The 16,880-nt window shown below is 65.7% G+C and carries 16 protein-coding genes; 4 read left to right on the top strand and 12 right to left on the bottom strand.

Translation table 11 applies throughout. The features are described 5' to 3' along the window. Window positions 1–37 precede the first annotated feature (37 nt). The 12 genes from AC0IYU_RS29195 to AC0IYU_RS29140 form a co-directional block, all read right to left on the bottom strand. Entirely contained in the window at window positions 38–469 is a 432-nt protein-coding gene (locus AC0IYU_RS29195; protein ID WP_472124395.1) for a DUF3613 domain-containing protein, read from the bottom strand. Beyond that, window positions 466–1,413, bottom strand: coding sequence for a hypothetical protein (locus AC0IYU_RS29190; protein ID WP_472124393.1), 948 nt, complete (start codon window positions 1,411–1,413; stop codon window positions 466–468). The genes AC0IYU_RS29195 and AC0IYU_RS29190 overlap by 4 nt, the downstream gene beginning before the upstream one ends. Then, window positions 1,410–2,360, bottom strand: coding sequence for a type II secretion system F family protein (locus AC0IYU_RS29185; RefSeq protein ID WP_472124390.1), 951 nt, complete (start codon window positions 2,358–2,360; stop codon window positions 1,410–1,412). The genes AC0IYU_RS29190 and AC0IYU_RS29185 overlap by 4 nt, the downstream gene beginning before the upstream one ends. Further along, window positions 2,357–3,352 carry a type II secretion system F family protein gene (locus AC0IYU_RS29180; RefSeq protein WP_472124387.1) on the bottom strand — a complete coding sequence of 332 codons (996 nt, stop codon included), beginning with the start codon at window positions 3,350–3,352 and terminating at the stop codon, window positions 2,357–2,359. Before AC0IYU_RS29180 ends, AC0IYU_RS29185 begins: the two co-directional genes overlap by 4 nt. Continuing rightward, window positions 3,345–4,661: a CpaF family protein gene (locus tag AC0IYU_RS29175; RefSeq protein ID WP_435436924.1), complete on the bottom strand. Its 1,317-nt coding sequence runs from the start codon at window positions 4,659–4,661 to the stop codon at window positions 3,345–3,347. Before AC0IYU_RS29175 ends, AC0IYU_RS29180 begins: the two co-directional genes overlap by 8 nt. 5 nt (window positions 4,662–4,666) lie before the next feature. Next, window positions 4,667–5,962, bottom strand: coding sequence for an AAA family ATPase (locus AC0IYU_RS29170; protein ID WP_472124384.1), 1,296 nt, complete (start codon window positions 5,960–5,962; stop codon window positions 4,667–4,669). Between the two features lie 22 nt (window positions 5,963–5,984). After that, a complete protein-coding gene (locus tag AC0IYU_RS29165) occupies window positions 5,985–7,349 on the bottom strand; it encodes a type II and III secretion system protein family protein (RefSeq protein ID WP_472124382.1) in 1,365 nt (454 codons plus the stop codon). 40 nt (window positions 7,350–7,389) lie between these two features. Further along, entirely contained in the window at window positions 7,390–8,379 is a 990-nt protein-coding gene (gene cpaB / locus AC0IYU_RS29160; protein WP_472124379.1) for a Flp pilus assembly protein CpaB, read from the bottom strand. 63 nt (window positions 8,380–8,442) lie between these two features. Then, window positions 8,443–8,925 carry an A24 family peptidase gene (locus AC0IYU_RS29155; protein ID WP_472124376.1) on the bottom strand — a complete coding sequence of 161 codons (483 nt, stop codon included), beginning with the start codon at window positions 8,923–8,925 and terminating at the stop codon, window positions 8,443–8,445. A gap of 37 nt (window positions 8,926–8,962) precedes the next feature. Beyond that, window positions 8,963–9,142: a Flp family type IVb pilin gene (locus AC0IYU_RS29150; RefSeq protein ID WP_472124372.1), complete on the bottom strand. Its 180-nt coding sequence runs from the start codon at window positions 9,140–9,142 to the stop codon at window positions 8,963–8,965. A 559-nt stretch (window positions 9,143–9,701) separates the two neighbouring features. Continuing rightward, window positions 9,702–11,162, bottom strand: coding sequence for a L,D-transpeptidase family protein (locus AC0IYU_RS29145; RefSeq protein WP_472124369.1), 1,461 nt, complete (start codon window positions 11,160–11,162; stop codon window positions 9,702–9,704). Continuing rightward, complete coding sequence (locus AC0IYU_RS29140) at window positions 11,162–12,292, bottom strand: tetratricopeptide repeat protein (protein WP_472124366.1); 1,131 nt, start codon at window positions 12,290–12,292, stop codon at window positions 11,162–11,164. The genes AC0IYU_RS29145 and AC0IYU_RS29140 overlap by 1 nt, the downstream gene beginning before the upstream one ends. A gap of 201 nt (window positions 12,293–12,493) precedes the next feature. Between AC0IYU_RS29140 and AC0IYU_RS29135 the strand changes: the two genes are divergently transcribed. The 4 genes from AC0IYU_RS29135 (at window position 12,494) to AC0IYU_RS29120 (ending at window position 16,857) form a co-directional block, all read left to right on the top strand. Further along, window positions 12,494–13,456: a LysR family transcriptional regulator gene (locus AC0IYU_RS29135; RefSeq protein ID WP_435436931.1), complete on the top strand. Its 963-nt coding sequence runs from the start codon at window positions 12,494–12,496 to the stop codon at window positions 13,454–13,456. Between the two features lie 249 nt (window positions 13,457–13,705). Continuing rightward, entirely contained in the window at window positions 13,706–14,227 is a 522-nt protein-coding gene (locus AC0IYU_RS29130; RefSeq protein WP_472124363.1) for a cupin domain-containing protein, read from the top strand. Window positions 14,228–14,252: 25 nt separating this feature from the next. Continuing rightward, window positions 14,253–15,260, top strand: a complete 1,008-nt coding sequence (locus tag AC0IYU_RS29125) for a hydroxyquinol 1,2-dioxygenase (protein ID WP_472124360.1) — start codon at window positions 14,253–14,255, stop codon at window positions 15,258–15,260. 133 nt (window positions 15,261–15,393) lie between these two features. Then, a complete protein-coding gene (locus tag AC0IYU_RS29120; protein ID WP_472124457.1) occupies window positions 15,394–16,857 on the top strand; it encodes an aldehyde dehydrogenase family protein in 1,464 nt (487 codons plus the stop codon). Window positions 16,858–16,880 lie beyond the last annotated feature (23 nt).

Raw genomic sequence — 16,880 nt, 5'->3', positions numbered from 1 at the left:
ATGGCATTTGGTTCGCAAGACGGCAGGGCTTGCGCAGTCAGCGAGACCCGGAAGAAGCCGCGCCTGCGCCGCTGTTGGACTTCGTCACTGTCGAGCCGAGGTGCTCGGGGATCGCAAATTCGAAGCTCTTGAGATAACGCTCATAGCTCCGGTTGGCGACAATCCCGGCGATGGGACGGGGCGATGCTGAAGCAATCTCGCCGCTGCGTTGCCATGCAAGCAAACTCTGCGTGGCATCGCCGATCCGAAGCGGCTTCAGGTCGAACTCTTCCAACTCGCCGGATTGCATTTCCGAATCAGCACTCTTGCTCGAAACCTCCGGCACCTGTGTCGTTGCGATGGCTTTGGCGTCTGGCTCGCTGGCCTTTTGTTGCACCTGTGCAGCCGCGCTTGACGTGGCGAGCAAGACCACCGCAGCCAGAGCGCCGACGGGCAGGATCGAAAGCGCGCACAAGAATTTTTTGCTCATGGGATACCTCGTGAGGTCGAGTTCAGTGAAAGAGGTGGGTCCGCGGACAAGTTCGGTGAGCCAATCTGGCCGGCAGTCCTGATGCTGATGGTTTCCGACCAGCGGGATGGCTTGAGCGCCAGGGGCGAAACGATCGGTTCGTCACGGCCAGATGCCGGCGAACCCGCAGGCGCTGCAGCGGCAACAGGGGCGGCCGGACGGCCCGGCAGGCGCATCTGCTGCGCCGCATCCCGTATCGCGAGGCGTGTTGCCTCGGACATGCGATTTGCATTCATCAGTGCCGTTGCCTGATCGTGCTGCTGCGTCAGTTCCAAGTAGAGCGCCAAGTTGGCCTGCGCTTGCGTGCTGTCGGGTTTCAATTGCAGCGCCTGCATCAGCGGCAGCCGCGCTTCCTCGACCATGCCAGCGCGGAGATTGGCGTAGCCCAGGTCGCTGAGCAGCAACGGATCGGTCGGATTGCGGCGTTGTGCCTGCGAAAGAAAACGTGACGCCTCGGCGTAGTCACCGCGCATGCCTGCCAGCAGGCCCAGGCCTCGGTAGCCCGCGCTCTCCAGCGGCGTACCTATAAGGCGTCTGTAAGCAGCTTCCGCCGGTGCTGCCTGTCCTGTCTGGCGCAGCGCTTCTGCGCGCACGCGCGTCGAATCCGGCGACACGCCCCAGCGCTGTTCAAGGGCGTCGATGTGTGCGAGCGAAGCAAACCAGAGCGCCTGCTGCTGCATTTGCTCCACGAGCCGAAGATAGGTGGCTTGGGTGTCGACGGCCGCCCCCGCCTTGGTGTCTGCGGCTGCTTCGGCAGCCATGCGCTGTTGCGCGTCGGCACTGGCTGCGTATTGGTCCTTGACGCTGGCGCAACCTGAGAGGGCCAAGGCGGCACCGACCATGCACGCCGAAACCACGGTGAGGCGCGCCGGGCGCGCAATGGCAAAAACGGTGAAGTTTTTCATTTGGCGGCGATTCCCAGTGAGCGGAAGACGGAAAGAAAAGCAGGTCCTGCGGTGACGATGATGAGTGCCGGCAGCAACGTGCTCACCATGACCGCGGTCATCTTCACGGTGATCTTCCCGATGCGTTCTTTCATCTCGGAGCGACGATGTTCGCGAAGTCGATCGCTGAAGACGCGCAGTGGTTCCTGGACTGCACCGCCGTGCTTGTCGACTTGCACCAACAGTGACACAAGGCCGTTGAGGTTCTCGTTCTTGTGCAGCGTGGCGAGTCGTTGCAGGGAGTGTTCGCGGCTGCGGCCTTGGCTGTACTGGGCGTTGGCCAGCGACAGCTCGTAGCCTAGAACGCGCAGAACATGCGAGAAGTCGCTGGACATGATCTGCAGGCTTTGGTCCAGGCTGAGCCCTACACCTTGCAGAAGACGCAGCAGGTCGATGAACAGCGGCAGTTCCTGCGCCGCGCGCTCTCTGCGTCCTGCGGCGACGCGACCGAGTATCCACTTGGGTGCCATGAAGCCGATCACGAACGCGGCTGCCAGCACCATGACCACGGTGCGTTGCGGTTGCCCTTCGCTCCACACTGCATAGGCCAGCGAAGGGAGCAGGAGCGCGAACAGCACGCGGGTCACCAAAAAGATCAACTGCGTGCGCTTTGAGGACAGCCCGCACTGGTCAATGAGGTTTCGGTCCTCGTCCGCGACCAGCGCACGGCCGAACCTGGAGTTGAGCCAGTGAAAAGGGAGTTCGACATCCGATTTCGTCGAGGCCAGTTCGTCGGCAGCGACGTTGGGCATCGTCACCGACACGGCCTGGTCAATTGCGCGGCCAATGACTTTTCCGCTACGCGCGCGCCGGAACTCGGCCGCTATCAGCGCGCCCGCGCCGGCCATCAGGCCCAGGGCGAGAAGTACCAGGCTCAGGGCCGCCAGCTGATTGGACGTGAAGGTCATGTCAATCTCGCCAAGCGGTAGAGAAGTGCGGCGCCGAACACCTGAAATCCTGCCGCAAAAAGGACCATGTTGCGGCCGGTCTCGTCGTTCCACATTCCCATGAAGTAACTGGGGTTGGTAATGATGAAGAACGCGCCGACGCCCACCGGCATCAGACCCAGAATCCACGCAGAGAGCCTCGTCTCGGACGACATCGCGATCAGTTCATGCTCGGCTTGCTCGCGGTCGCGCATGAAGTTGCCGACCCGCTCCAGCAGCAAGTCGGCGCGGCCGCCGTAGCGCACGCCGAGGCCTAGGATCGATGCGAGAAGGAACATTTCCTCGACGCGCACATTGCTGGCAGTTTGATGGAGTGCGCGGTCCAGATCGACGCCTGCGCGAACCAGCGAGGCGGAGCGTTCGAGTTGACCGCGCAGGGGAGGGGACGTGGTGGCAATCGCCAGTTGGAATGCCGCTTGCGTCGAGTTGCCGATTGTGATCAGCCGCACCATTGCATCGATGTAGGCGGGTAGCTGGCTGACCAGCTTGCGGCGGAACTTTTGCAATTTGAGCCATACGTAGAAGGCTGCGGCAAGTACCAAAGCGCACAGCGCAGTCAATGCCGCCAACCAGCCGCCGAAAAGGCCGGCCAATGACGCAAGCACCAGGATGGCGCCGATGGCCAAGGCAGCCGATCGGGGCTGGATCACGCCGGCCAGCCGGTCTGGCAAGGCTCGTTCCAGAAGTCCGCTAGGTGCGGCCTTTGCCGCCGCGCCGGCCTCGGCTTCCAGCCACGGGTCTTTCATCATGCCGGCGACAAAGCCCTCGCTCGGCATGTCCCGCGATGGCTGTGGTGCCACCGCCGCCCCTGCCGCACTGGCCAGAATCTGCTGGTTCAGATGCCGCTCCGTCGCTTGACGTGCCTGTCGCGCTTTTGCCCATTGCCACAGCATCAAGCCCGCAGCCGCGAGCACCAGCGCAATGCAACCAACGACGAGCAGGCCTTCACGCACGGTTTTCTCCCTGCTGCGCGCGCGCCAGCGATTGCCGGAAGCGCGTGATCTTCGGCGAGTGCGGTGCAATGCCCAGCGACACCCAGCGATCGCGCTCCTCGCCATCGGGCGATGCAATGGGTTCGTAGCGATACAGCTCCTGCATCGCCACCACGTTGTCGTTCACGCCCGTCACTTCGCTCAGCGAAATGATTCGGCGCTGTCCGTTGGAAAGGCGTCCGATCTGCACGATGAAATCGATGGCGTTGGCAATCTGCCGGCGCAGGCTCACTTCGCTGCCCTGGTAGCCGGCGAAGCCCGCGAGCATCTCCAGCCGGTAGAGGCATTCGCGCGGCGAGCTGGCGTGGATGGTGCCCATGGAGCCTTCGTGGCCCGTGTTCATGGCCTGCATCATCTCGATGACTTCGGCGCCGCGCACTTCGCCCACCACGATGCGGTCGGGGCGCATGCGCAGGCTGTTGCGCAGCAGGTCGCGGATGGACACCACACCCGTGCCGTCGAAGCCGCCAGGGCGGCTTTCCAGCCGTACCACGTGGCTTGTGCCCAGCGACAGTTCGGCCGTGTCTTCGATGGTGATCACACGCTCGCGCGCCGGAATGAAGCTGGCGAGCGCATTGAGCAGAGAGGTCTTGCCCGAGCTGGTACCACCGCTCACCAGAATGTTGCAGCGCGCACGCACGGCAATCTCCAGCAACTGCGCCATGCCTGCATCGAATGTGCCCAGCTTCACCAGATCCGCCGGCGTGAGTGGCTCCTTGCGGAACTTGCGGATCGACACCGACAGCCCGTCGATGGCCAGCGGCTCGATGATCACGTTGATGCGCCCGCCGTCCGGCAGCCGCGCGTCGACCATCGGGTTGGACTCGTCCAGACGCCGGCCGAGCGGCGCAAGGATGCGGCGCACGATGCGCATCACGTGCTCCGAGTCGGCGAAGCGCACCGTCTCGCGCTCCAGCATGCCGTGGCGCGACACGTACACGTTCTGGTAGCCGTTGATCAGGATGTCTTCGACCGCCGGGTCGTTCAGCAGGTCTTCCAGCGGCCCGAAGCCCGCGAGCTCCTTGGTCAGCGCGTCCGAGATGAGCTGCATCTCGCGGTCGTTGATCGGCACACGGCGCAGGCGCACGAAGCTGTCCACCTCCAGCTCGACGAACTGCTGGATCGAGGCGCGCGACCAGCGGCCGAACTCCGCGCCCAGTTCTTCGATGCGGCTCAGCAGGTGGTCATGCGTCCAGCTCTTGATGTCCTGGAACTGCTGGGAGTTGATGAACGCCTGGTCGTCGTCGGCAAATTCGATATCTGTGGACATGGGCCTCAACCTTCGTGTGAACTCTTCCACAGGCCGGTGACTTGCGACATGAGCGCAACCCAGCGTGGATCCTTGGCCGGTGGTTGGCCCGACTCCGACATGTATTCCTGGTGCAGCCCGCGCGCCAGACCGGCTACGGCCTGCGAGTACGCGTCGCTGCGAGAGGTGCGTACCAGCATCTCTCCGCGGCTCGCGGCCGCCAGCAACTGCGTGCCGCGTGCGGGCAGCACGTGGCGCAGCGGCAGCTCCAGCCGGTCGGCAATGTCCTTGGCGGACAGACCGACGTGGCTGTCGAATTTGTTGACCACGAGCGACAGCCGCTCGGTCTCGATGCCGCGTGCGCGCAATTCCTTGAGCATATTGGCCGTGGAGACGATCGCGCCGATGCTCTGGTCGCAGACGACCCAGCTGCGCTGCGCGGCCTGAACGGTCTGCGCGACAAAGTCGATGGTCGAGAAGCCGCCGAGGTCGGCGACCTGAAAGTCGAAGAAGTCGCCGAGCCGCTTGATCAGCGAGACCGAATCGGCATGGGAGATCTCGCGCACCTGCGCGAGGCTGGCGGGCAGGGGGAGCACGGCAACGCCACTCGTGTGGTGGGCAAGCGCGGTGTGCAGCAGCGTCTGGTCCAGTCGGCGCAGGTTGCGCACGCCGTCGACGAAGCTGAAGCCGCTTTGGGTGTCCAGATAGAGAAGCCCGTCGCGGGCCGGCAAACCAAGGTCGAGCAACGCGACCCCGCGGCGCGCGCTGCGGCCCTGGGGACGCGGTGGGGCCTGCGACAACATGTCGTTGAGCATCAGCGACAGGCTGGCGGCGAGCGTGGTCACGCCGATGCCCGGCCGCGCGCCGAGCAGGGCGAGCGTGCATCCACGCGTGCCGCCCTGGATGGTGCTGCGGCGATCCAGCAGCTTGCGCAGCGTGCTGACGGCTTCGGCCGGCGGTTCGCCCATGTCGACGAAATCGTCCACGCCGGCGCGCAATGCGGCGAGCATGGACGCCGGCTCGGCCGAGACGCCTGCTGCCAGCACGGGCAGCGTCGGCCAGTCGCGCTTCAGGCGCTGGTGGAGTTCGCTGGCAGCGCCAGCGTTGTTTCCCGAGAAGTCGAGGAAGACCGCCACCGGGCCGAGCAGCGCGATGCGTTCGTCGATGGACTTTGTATCGGGCGCGAGCACGACCACGGTCCCCAGCCGGCTGAGCGCGTCGGTCATCCACGTGATGTGGCTGCCGCTGGACGAGGCGAAGAGATAGGTCTCCGTGCCAGTCTCGGGAAGGTTGTCGCGTGGAGCGTTCATGGCGTCGGACACCGGCTGTGCTCGTTCTTGGCCGTCAACGCGAAAAGCCCGGCACGGTCGTGCCCGAGGCCGGCCCCAGCAGGTGCGCGCGCCATACCGGGCCGTCGCGCTGCTCTGCGCCACCCGGGAGGTACGGCGCGAGATCGGTGCCGCGTGCGATCGGCTTGACCAGATGCGGGGTGACGAGAATCACCAGTTCCTTCTCGCTCATCTGGTACTTGTTCTGCTTGAAGAACGTACCGAGCACAGGGATGTCGCCGAGCAGCGGTACCTTGTCCGCATTCGAGGTGGTGGTGCGGCTCACGAGGCCGCCGATGATGAAGCTCTCGCCGTCGCCGAGTTCCACGGTGGTGTCGGCACGGCGCGTGCTGATGGCCGGCACCGCGACGCCGCCAATGCTCAGCGAGTTGGTGTAGTCCAGGTCGCTGGCCTCGGGCGCCACCTTCAGCACGATGCGGTCGTTCGACAGCACGGTGGGCGTGAGCGTGAGGCCGATGCCGAAGGGCTTGTATTCGATGCTCGTCGTACCCAGGCCTTGTGGTGCCGGCACTGGCAACTCGCCGCCGGCGAGAAAGCTTGCGCTCTGGCCGGACAGGGCGACCAACGTGGGCTCGGCAAGCACGCGTGCCATGCCGTTGCCTTCGAGGAAGCCGACGTTCAGCCCGAGGCCGGCCTTGCCGAAGTTGAACAACAGGCTGAAGGCCTGTGCAAGCGGATTGTTGTACTCGCCGCTGATCGCGCCATTGGAAGCGAACGACACCGAGCCCAGCGACGACGGCGAGAAGACGCCGAAGCTGAAGCCGTTGGAGTTGGCGCGGGTGCTGAAGATGTTGAGGCCGGCCTGCTTGAGCACGCTGCGGTTGAACTCGACGATCTTGACCTCGACCTGCACCGTGTTGCTTCGCACGTCGACGACAGATCGGTCGATGAGCGCCGTTTTCTCGCCGCCTGAAGCCATGGCGGCGTCGCGTGCTTCCTGGTGAGCGTCCATGCTGCTGAGAGAGCCTGTAAGCGTCGAGGCACGACGCCGTACTTCGAGCGCATACACCGTGGCGTTCGACCCGCCTTTTTCCCAGACCATGAGCGTTGTCCTGCCGGCGGCCTTGCCTGTGACGATGAGGCGTGCGGCAGGCGAGTTGGGCGATTGACGGGTCAGCGAAACACCCGCAATCGTTTCATCTGCGATGGCCATGCGCTCGATGCCCTTGGAAATCAGCAGTTCCTTTTGCGTGCCTGCGTCGAGCCGCAGTTGAAGCGCGGGGCGGGACACCACGGCATCCGTGTCCGCCGCCGTGGATAGCACGGGCCATGCACCCGCTGCCAGCAGACACAGCACTGCGAAAGCAGGCCGCAAAGGACGTGCCGGAGCGGTTGCTTTCGCGCGAGGTGCGAGCTTCATCTTGTTCGTTTCCTGCAAGGCATGCATGGGTTTGCGCTGATCAGTAATTGACGGTTTCGCTGCGGTCGCCGCGAATGACTTCGACCTGGATTCCGCGGCGGACACCACCGGTACTCGTCTCCGAGGTTCGCGCCGCAGCGATGGTGGGCACGCGTACGGCGCTCGGCTGACCACCCGTCGCAAAGTCGGCCGCAGTGATGCCGGCCTGCGCACGGTCCAGACCTTCGAGCGGCGGTCGACGCGGCTCGCCCGCCTTTGGCGGCGCCGGTTGCAGGGCTGTCGGCAACTGGGCAAAGAGCTTCGGATCGGGTTCCGACATGTCGGTGGGATTGCGCAGCGCCAGCACCAAGCGGCCGCTGCTCTCGGCGAGCGTCAGACGGTTGATGTCGTCCACCGGCACCGCGAGCACGGCGGTACGGGCCGGCTCCGCACGCTGGGCTTGCGTCGCAGCGTTCTTGTCCGTCTTCGAAGGCAGACCATCCACCGAGGCGTTGCCGTAGGCGAGTACGCGCTTGCGCGACAGAAGCAGGCGTGCTTGGCTGCGATCGATGTCCTTGCCATCGGACTTGAGCATCAGGAAGACGTCGACGAAGTCGCCCGGCTGCACTCGGTTTCCCACGCCCATCGTCTCGTCGGCCTTGATGGCTACGGCACGTTCTCCCTCGGAAACGCGCAGAGCCAGCCCCGAGACCAATTGGGATTCGAAAAGCGGCGTACCTTCGCCCAAGTCGATCACCGGCACACGCCCAACAACAGGCGTTGCTTCCTGAAATGCGCCCGCAGGGTTGATCGTCAAGCGCTCCACACGCAGCGCATCCGCGGGAATCGACTGGCCGGCGGGCAGCGGTTTGGCTGCGACAACCACGGCGAAGGTTTGGCTCTGCGCTGCTTTGGCGACGGGAGCAGTTCCAGATGCCGGAGCGATTGCGATGGGCGGCGGGGCTTGGCGGCTGAGCATCCATGCGTAACCGCCGAGCGCTAGGGCCAGAAGTACCAGGATGACTGCGATGATTTTTGTGAGATTGATCATGAACGGCGTGTCGAGGGTGAGGAACGGGGGGCTATCAATGAGCAACTCCTGGTGACAGCGCAACTACCCGCTCTGTCGACCCCAAACCATCCAGACCACCGCGGCCAGCGCGAGATAGGCCGCATAGGGGATGAAGCGCACCCGCGTTGAAGACGGACGGGCAGACGCCGACAACTGCGAGTTGAACAGCGCTTGCGAAAGCCTCGGCAAAACGGGCCAACGCTGAAGAACCAACCAGAGCACGGCATGCAGGCCGGCCAAGATGCTGCCGATGATCCAGATGGGCAGTAGCGCTCCGAGGCCTACCCAAAGTCCAAGGGCACCGGCGAACTTCACGTCGCCCGCCCCCATGAGTCCGAAGGCATAGAAAAGTAGCAACGCGCCAAATGCGACGCCTGCTCCGAGCAAGGCGGTCTTCCATCCGTTCTCGAATGGCCCGCCCCCAATGGCAAGCGTTGCGAGCGCCAGGACGGCACCTGCAAGCGCAAGCCAATTGGGAACTCGGCGTTGTCTGAAGTCATAGGTGGCTATGAGGAGCAACCACATCAAATACACCGATGCTATTGCCTGGACGCGCACCTTTTTATGCGGCAGTAATAGCCGTCTTGATGTTGGTCCAGATGGTGGTCAGTTTGGCGCCTATGCCTCCGGTGCCGGTGATCGCCGTGATCATCACGACTGAAATCAGCCCCGCAATAATTCCATATTCAATTGCGGTCGCACCTTCTTCATCGCGCAAAAAACGAGTAATAGAGCTGAGCATGATTTCCCCTTTCGGAAGTGTTAACAAACGCTGGCGAGACGAATGTTATCCCGGGTAACTCTGTGTATCAACATCGGTTACCCCGAGGTTGTACCCACAGGCCGTGGTACGAGGGAAGACCAAACGGAGGCTTGCAAGCCTCTTGCCAGTCCGAGCCAGGGCCTGCCTGGTCAGCTGGCTGACAGTTCTGAAACGAAATCTTCCCTCTGTAGGTGCTGTCCCACCTCCCATGAAAATGGGAGGGCACGTTACGTCACACGGAACGTCCAGCAGGGGTGTGTTACGGGCACAAACGCGTTACGTGTTACGTAGCGCAAGGCCACAAACAGGCAGTTGTAACAGCGAAGAAAGCCAAAAACCGTGAGCAAAAAGTCACGAATTCAGGGGGTGCCCGCGTCGCCAGCAGGGCCTCCGTGGATCGCCAGCAGGGCCTGGGGGAATGTCAGCACGGCCTAATGGAATGTCTGCCCGGTCTCGGGGGATGTCCCCCGGCCTCGGGCGATCTCAGCCCGGCCTTCGCGGCTCGCCAGCCGGGCCTCGGTGCAGCGTCAGCCGGGCGTCAGCCCAGGATTTCTTCGTGGAAGAGCTTCCACTCGCTGCCTTGGCGCAGCCAGTACTGGCGCCGTGAGCGCCCGCTCTTGTCGCCCTCGAAGACTTCGCCAAAGGTGACCACCATGGTGTCGTCGCCGTCGCGCCAGTGGAGGTACGACACGTCCTTGAGCTGCACGCGCTTGCCCTGCGCGTATTTCACTTCGTCGTCGACGGCGGAAATGCCTTCGGTTGTCTTCTTGCTGCTGCGCTGGAAGTCGGGCAAATAGAATTTCTTCAATTGCGCTTCATTTCCGGCAGCCCGGGCTTCTTTCCAGCCATTGATTGCGCTGGTAATTGACTGGGCTTCTTTTTCCGCCTGTGGCTGCGAAATCCATTGCAGGCTGCGCGCGGTCACCACGGGGGTGGCGCCAATTTGCACCTTGCGCAAAAGCTGCTTGAGGTCGGGGTTGGCCATGACCACGCAGCCGTCGCTCGCCAGCGGCGCCCGGGCGAACTGCTGGGGCGGGGTGCCGTGCAGCCAGATGCCGCCACCGGTGCGCCCGCGTCGCGCGTCGTACGGGTTGGGGTAGTTGATGGGCAGGGCGCCCGCGCCGTAGAAGTCCTTCAGCGACTTCGGGTCGAGGCTGCTGGTGATGTAGTACACGCCCAGCGGGGTGCGCGCGTCGCCCTCGGCGAGCTTGTCGGTGCCCGACTTGCCCACCGAGATGTAGTAGTCGGCCGTGAGCTTCAGGCCCTTGTCGGTGTTCTCGAACAGGTACAGCCGCGAGCGCGAGGCGTCGACCGCGATGGCGTAACGGCTGCGCGTGGAGAGCGCCAGGAACTGCGACGGCACAGTGTTCGGCGGCGGCCGCTCGCGCAGCGCCTGCAGGCGGCGCTTCGATTCCTCGTGCAGGTCGCTCATGGCGGGGTTGCCGCGCATCCTGGCGATGCTGGCCGTGTCGGGCAGCGCGTTCGTCGGCGGCACCTGCGCGGCGAGCAGGTCGCCGTAGACAAGCTGCGCAAGCTGGAAGTTCGGGTAGTCGCGCACGAGGTCGCGGGCCTTGGCCAGCGCGGGGCGGGCCTGGCCGCGGCCGAACATCTCGTAGACGGCGATCAGGCGGGCTTCGGCGCCGCCTGCTTCCTGAATGGCGGCCGGTGCGCCGCGGCGCGCCGGCTTTGCCGCGGCGGACCGGGTGTCGGCGGCTGCGCCTTTCCTGCTTTTGACCTGCTGGGCCTGAGCCTGGGCCTTTGCCGAAGCGCCCTTGGCTTCCTTGGCGGAACGGCTGCCGCTGTTCGCGGGCCTCGCCTTGGCGGCGGCGCTGGCGCCGGCCTTCGCGTTGCCCGCCGCCTTGGCGGTGCCCGATGCCAGCGCCGCGCCGGGCGTCGCCAGCATCAGCGCCGACGCGGTCATCAGCGCCGCGAGCAGGTGTCCGCTGCGCGGACCGAACGGAGGATTCTGAAGCCGGCCATGCCGGACGATGTCTGCCACTAGCCGCCGACGCTTTCCTTGCGAATGTGCCACTGGTTGCCCGAACGCTGCATGTCCAGCGTCTTGCGGCTCGAGATGTTGAGGTTGTCGGCGCGATAGATCTGGCGGAACTTGGCAGTGGCCGATTGCCCGTCGACCTTGATGACGAGGTTCTCGATGTTCACGCTGATGCTGCTCTTGCCGACGATGCGCGCGCGACGGTCTTCTTCCCAGGCCTTGCGGCTCTGGCCGCCGGCAGGCGCGAAGTCGGGCCCGTAGGCGCCGAGGTAGCGGTCCATGTCCTGCCCGGCCCAGGCCGCGGCCCAGGCGCGCACGGCCGATTCGACTTCCGCGTTGCCTGCGGAGCTGGCTGCCGGTGCCGGTGCGGGCGCTGGCGCCGGCGTGGCCTCCGGTGCCTTGGGTGCGGCGGCGACCGGTGCGGGTGCGGGTGCGGGTGCGACCTTGGCCGGCGGCGGTGCAACGGGGGCGGGCGCAGGTGCCGGCGCAGCCTTGGCCACCGGGGCGGGCGCGGGAGCAGGTGCAGGTGCAGGTGCAGGTGCAGGTGCCGCCGAGGCGACCAGCGCCGTCGCCTTGCCGCCCGGCGGGGTCGGCGTGAAGAGCGTGCGGATCACCGCCAGCTTGGGCTGAACGGCCGTGTTGTTCTGGTCGAGCTGCAGCGCCTTGCTGTAGGCCTGGCTGGCCAGCCGTGCATACACGTCGCCCAGGTTCTCCTGGGCGGTGGCATAGCTGGGGTTGGTGCGAATCGCGCTTTCGAGCGCGGCGCGCGCCTTGTCGAACTGGTTCTGGCTCGCGTAGATCACCGCCAGGTTGTTGTACGGCTCGGGCAGTTCGGGGGCGTCCTGCGTGAGCTGCGTGAAGGCGGCGATGGCCTCGGCGCGCTTGCCGGTGTCGAGCTGGATCACGGCCTTCAGGAAGCGCATCTGCGGGTCGCGCGGCTTGTCCTTGAGGAAGGCGTCGGCCCGCGTCATGGCCTCGTCGAGCTTGCCGGCCTGCATGAGCTTGTCGACGTCCTCATGCTCGACGGCCGCCAAGGCGGAAACCGACATGCCACAGGCCGCTGCGGCCAGCACGAGGGCACGCACGGTGGGGGAAAAGCTGAAACGGGCGCGCGGCCTGGGGCTCTTGGGCATTGCGGACAAGACCTCGTAAGGGGGTGGGTGATGCGGCAGGCATTGTAAGTGGGGTGGTTAACCTCTCGATACGGCGATGACAGCCTTTAATGCGGTTCGTGCGGTTCGTGCGGTTCGTGCGGTTCCTGCGGTTCGTGGCGTTTCGTCGTGTCCGCGATGCCCCCAGTGCCGCCTGGCCCTTCCCCGCAGTACAGTGCCGCCGTGGATCGCCTCCAAAGCATTGAAACCTTCGTTCGTGTCGCGCAGACCCAGAGCTTCGCGGAGGCGGCACGCCAGCTGCGCGTGGCCAACTCGGTCGTCACCACCCGGGTCAAGCAGCTCGAGGAGTTCCTGGGCGCACCGCTGTTCCACCGCAGCACGCGCGTGGTGCGCCTCAGCGACATGGGCCAGGCCTTCCTGCGCGACTGCACCGAGCTGGTAGGCCGCGCCAACGACATCGTCGACCAGATGCGCGACGCGCGCGGCACGCCGTCGGGCACGCTGCGCGTGCATGCGCTCACGGGCATGGTGCTGGGGCGTTTCGCCTCGCTGCTGCGCGAGTTCCAGACGACCTACCCCGACATCCACCTCGAGCTGATCGTGAGCGACGCGGTGGCCGACCCGGTGAAAGCCGGCGTCGACTGCGCGTTGCAGATCTTCCCGGCGACCTCGCAGGAGCTGGTGTCGCGCCCGCTGTTCCCGGTGCGGCGCGTGCTCTGCGCCACGCCGGCCTACCTGGAGGCCCACGGCACGCCGGGCTCGCCGCGCGAGCTGCACCGCCACAAGCTGGGCCTGTACTCGGGCTACCCCACGCGCGACCGCTGGACCTTTCATCACCAGGGCGAGCAGATCACCATCTACCTGGCCGCCGCGCTGCTGACCAACAGCGTGCACCTGCTGCGCGAATACGCGCTGGAGCACGCGGGCATCGTGTGCCTGCCGACGCTGGTGGCGGGCGACGCCATTGCGCGCGGCGAACTGCGCGTGGTGCTGCCGGAACACCAGCTGTCGTCGTTCTCGCTGAGCGCCGTGTACGCGGGCACCTCGCGCAATGCGCTGAAGCTGCGCCTGTTCATCGAGCACATCGCCACGCGCTTCACGCGCGTGCCGCCGTGGGACGCCACGCTGATCGAGCGCGGCCTGATCCCGGCGGAGCTCATCGAGTTCAGCCGCTCCAGCGGGTGACAGGTACGCCCCCAGGCTTCGCGCACTTCGTGTCGCCTCTCCTTCCCACTCGCCGGGGGCGACACCTGCGGGCCGGCGGAGCCGGTTCCGCGGTGTCCCTGGAAGGGGCGGCCGGGCTGCTGGGGAGCGGGGGTAAACCCGGCCGATTGTTCGGAGACTCCGAATAATCCTCTTCCAAACTGGTCCCTACCGGCGGGGACTCAGGGCTCCTAGAGTTCGCTCATTCGAGAGAACACAAGGAGACAAGCCATGACAGCCGCCGATTCCACTGCGTACCAGACCCGCTTCGGTTCGCTCAAGCACTTCGAGAAGGGCCACGTCGAGCCGATCGACGACGACGTGCGCCACTACGCGTTTTCCAACTGCTTCGAGATCGCCAGCCTCAGCAAGCCCTACGAGAAGGTCGTGTTCGGCCAGAACCAGATCTATGTTCTGGAAACGCTCCGCGCCGAGGGCACCTCGCCCTGGTACACCTGCGCGCACGACGAATTCGCGCTGGTGATGGACGGCGACGTCGAAGTGCACCTGGTACAGCTCGACGCTGCGCAGACCGTCGCCGACAAGGAAAAGAACGGCGCCGTGCTCGTGAAGGGCGAGCCGAAGGGCCGGAAGATGGGCTGGATGAAGCTCTCCCGCGGCCACCAGGGGCTGCTGCCGAAGAACACCGCCTACCAGTTCCGCAACGCCGGCGAGCCGGGCGTGATCGTGCTGCAGAGCTGCAAGGGCGAGCTCTCGGTGGAGAAGTGGGCCGACATCTGCCAGACGCATTGACCGCATCGAACAGGAGCCCCGCACCATGAACGCACCCGCAGAACTCGCCCGCGTGATCGCATCGCAACCCGACGCCACGCTCGGCTACAAGGACTTTTCACTCGGCAGCTTCAGCTTTCGCCGCGACGAATACTTCGTGCACATCGGCTGGAAGACCCGCGACGGCCGCCCCATGAGCCACACCATGGACGCCGGCAGCTACCTGCGCGCACTGATGCGCGACGTGGCGTGGGGCTTCTTCTACGGCTGGGTCAATTTCGACGACGTGTTCGGCACCGTCAACCACTACGAGTCGGTCGACCTCTACGCCGGCAGCTTCAACGGCACGATGAAGGACGCGGGCATCGACCTGCTCGAGAACTTTCCGACCGCGCAGATCCGCGCCACCTTCGAGGCCATGCTCGACGACTGGACCAACGAGAGCTTCGACCCCTTCGCCGCGCCGCAGGAAACCGGCTCGCCCTACGGCCGCAAGAGCGGCAAAAACACCGCCAGGATCACGAGGGCGCGCGAACTCGCCAAGCGCTGCGTCGGCCTGAAGGGCGACCTCGACCTGCGCAGCGACGCACGCGGCGCACCCGTGAACCGCGCCTTTGCCGACGTGCCCCAAGGCCAGCCCGAGCTGCACCCCGAGCCCGGCTTCGAGAACGAGGTGCACGGCTTCAACCTCTTCGGCTTCCTGAGCCGCTCGCAGGTGACGTGGAACCCGAGCTTCACCTCGGTGGTGAAGCACAGCTACATGTGCCCGACGACCGAGGAGCACATCCTGCCGATCATCCACGGCAACGACCGCGTCGAGTGGTTCTTCCAGATGACCGACGAGATCCACTGGGACTGCGGCGACAAGAACACCGGCCGCCCGATGGCCCGCGTGATCATGAAGGCGGGCGACATGGCCGCCATGCCCGCCTACTGCCGCCACCAGGGCTTCAGCCCCAAGCGCTCGATGCTGCTGGTGTGGGAGAACGGGTCGCCGAGCCTGGTGCATGAGATCCAGAAGGGCGAAAGCCCCGAGATCCCCGTGCAGTTCTGAATTGCCTACTCCCTCCCCCTTTCGGGGAGGGCAGGGGTGGGGGCTCTCCAGGCCCGCGCCCTCTTTGAAGATGCCCCCACCCCAACCCTCCCCCAGCGGGGGAGGGAGAGGAACGCCCATGCCTGCTCCATCCATCCGCCACCAGCTCTTCATCGACGGCCGCTTCGTCGACGCCGAATCCGGCGACACCCTGGCCACGCTCAACCCGCACGACAACACGCCCATCGCTGATGTCGCGTTGGCCGGCAAGGCCGACGTCGACAAGGCCGTGGCCGCGGCGAAGCGTGCCTTCCCGAAATGGAGCCGCATGGCCGCCGCCGACCGCGGCCGCATCCTGCTGAAGCTCGCCGACCTCATCGAGGCCAACGCGGAAGAACTCGCGCGCCTCGAATCGCTCGACACCGGCCACCCCATCCGCGACTCGCGCCGACTCGACGTGCCGCGCACCGCCGCGTGCTTTCGCTACTTCGGCGGCATGGCCGACAAGTTCCAGGGCGAGACCATTCCGGTGGAAGAGGGCTTTCTCAACTACACGCTGCGCGAGCCGGTCGGCATCGTCGGCCAGATCGTGCCGTGGAACTTCCCGCTGATGTTCACCAGCTGGAAGATGGCGCCCGCCCTCGCGGCCGGCAACTGCATCGTGATGAAGCCGGCCGAGATCACGCCGCTCAGTTCGCTGCGCATCGCCGAGCTGATGGCCGAGGCGGGGCTGCCGCCCGGCGTGGTCAACATGCTGCCGGGCCTGGGCAGCGTGGCGGGCCAGTACATCGCGGAGCACCCGGAGATCGCCAAGATCGCCTTCACCGGCAGCACCGCCACGGGCCGGCGCATCGTGCAGGCCAGCGCGGGCAACCTGAAGAAGGTGCAGCTCGAGCTCGGCGGCAAGGGCCCCAACATCGTGTTCGAAGACGCGAACCTGCAGGCCGCGGTGAACGGCAGCGCGTGGGCCATCTTCCATAACCAGGGGCAGGCGTGCATTGCGGGTTCGCGGCTGATGCTGCACGAGAAGATCGCCGATGCGTTTCTCGAGCAGTTCATTCCGCTCGCCAGATCGATTCGCCTGGGCAACCCGCTCGACGACAACACCGAGATGGGCCCGCTCACCAGCGCGCAGCACCGCGAGCGGGTGCTCAGCTACGTCGAGGTGGCGCAAGGCGAGGGCGGCGAACTGCTCGCGGGCGGCAAGTCGCCCGGGGGCGATCTGGCCCAGGGCTGCTACGTCGAGCCGACCGTGATGCGCGCCAGGTCGTACAAGGACCGCGTGGCGCAGGAAGAAGTCTTCGGCCCGTTCGTCACCGTGCTTACCTTCAAGACCGACGAAGAGGCGATGCAGATCGCCAACGGCACCGACTACGGCCTGGGCAGCGGCCTGTGGACCAGCAACCTGCAGCGCGCCCACAAGGTGGCGCGCGACCTGCACGCCGGCATGGTGTGGATCAACAGCTACAAGCGCGTGAACCCCGGCTCGCCCTTCGGCGGCGTCGGCCAGAGCGGCTACGGCCGCGAGATGGGGTTCGACGCGATGCGCGAATACACGCAGGTCAAAAGCGTGTGGGTGAACGTCGACGCGCAGATACCGCCGCACTTCGCGCGCTGACGCCTGACCGGGCGGCATCCATC

Source organism: Variovorax sp. AC103 (assembly GCF_979254005.1).
Note: the sequence above shows the minus strand (reverse complement) of the source record. Positions and strands in the feature narration are given on the sequence as shown.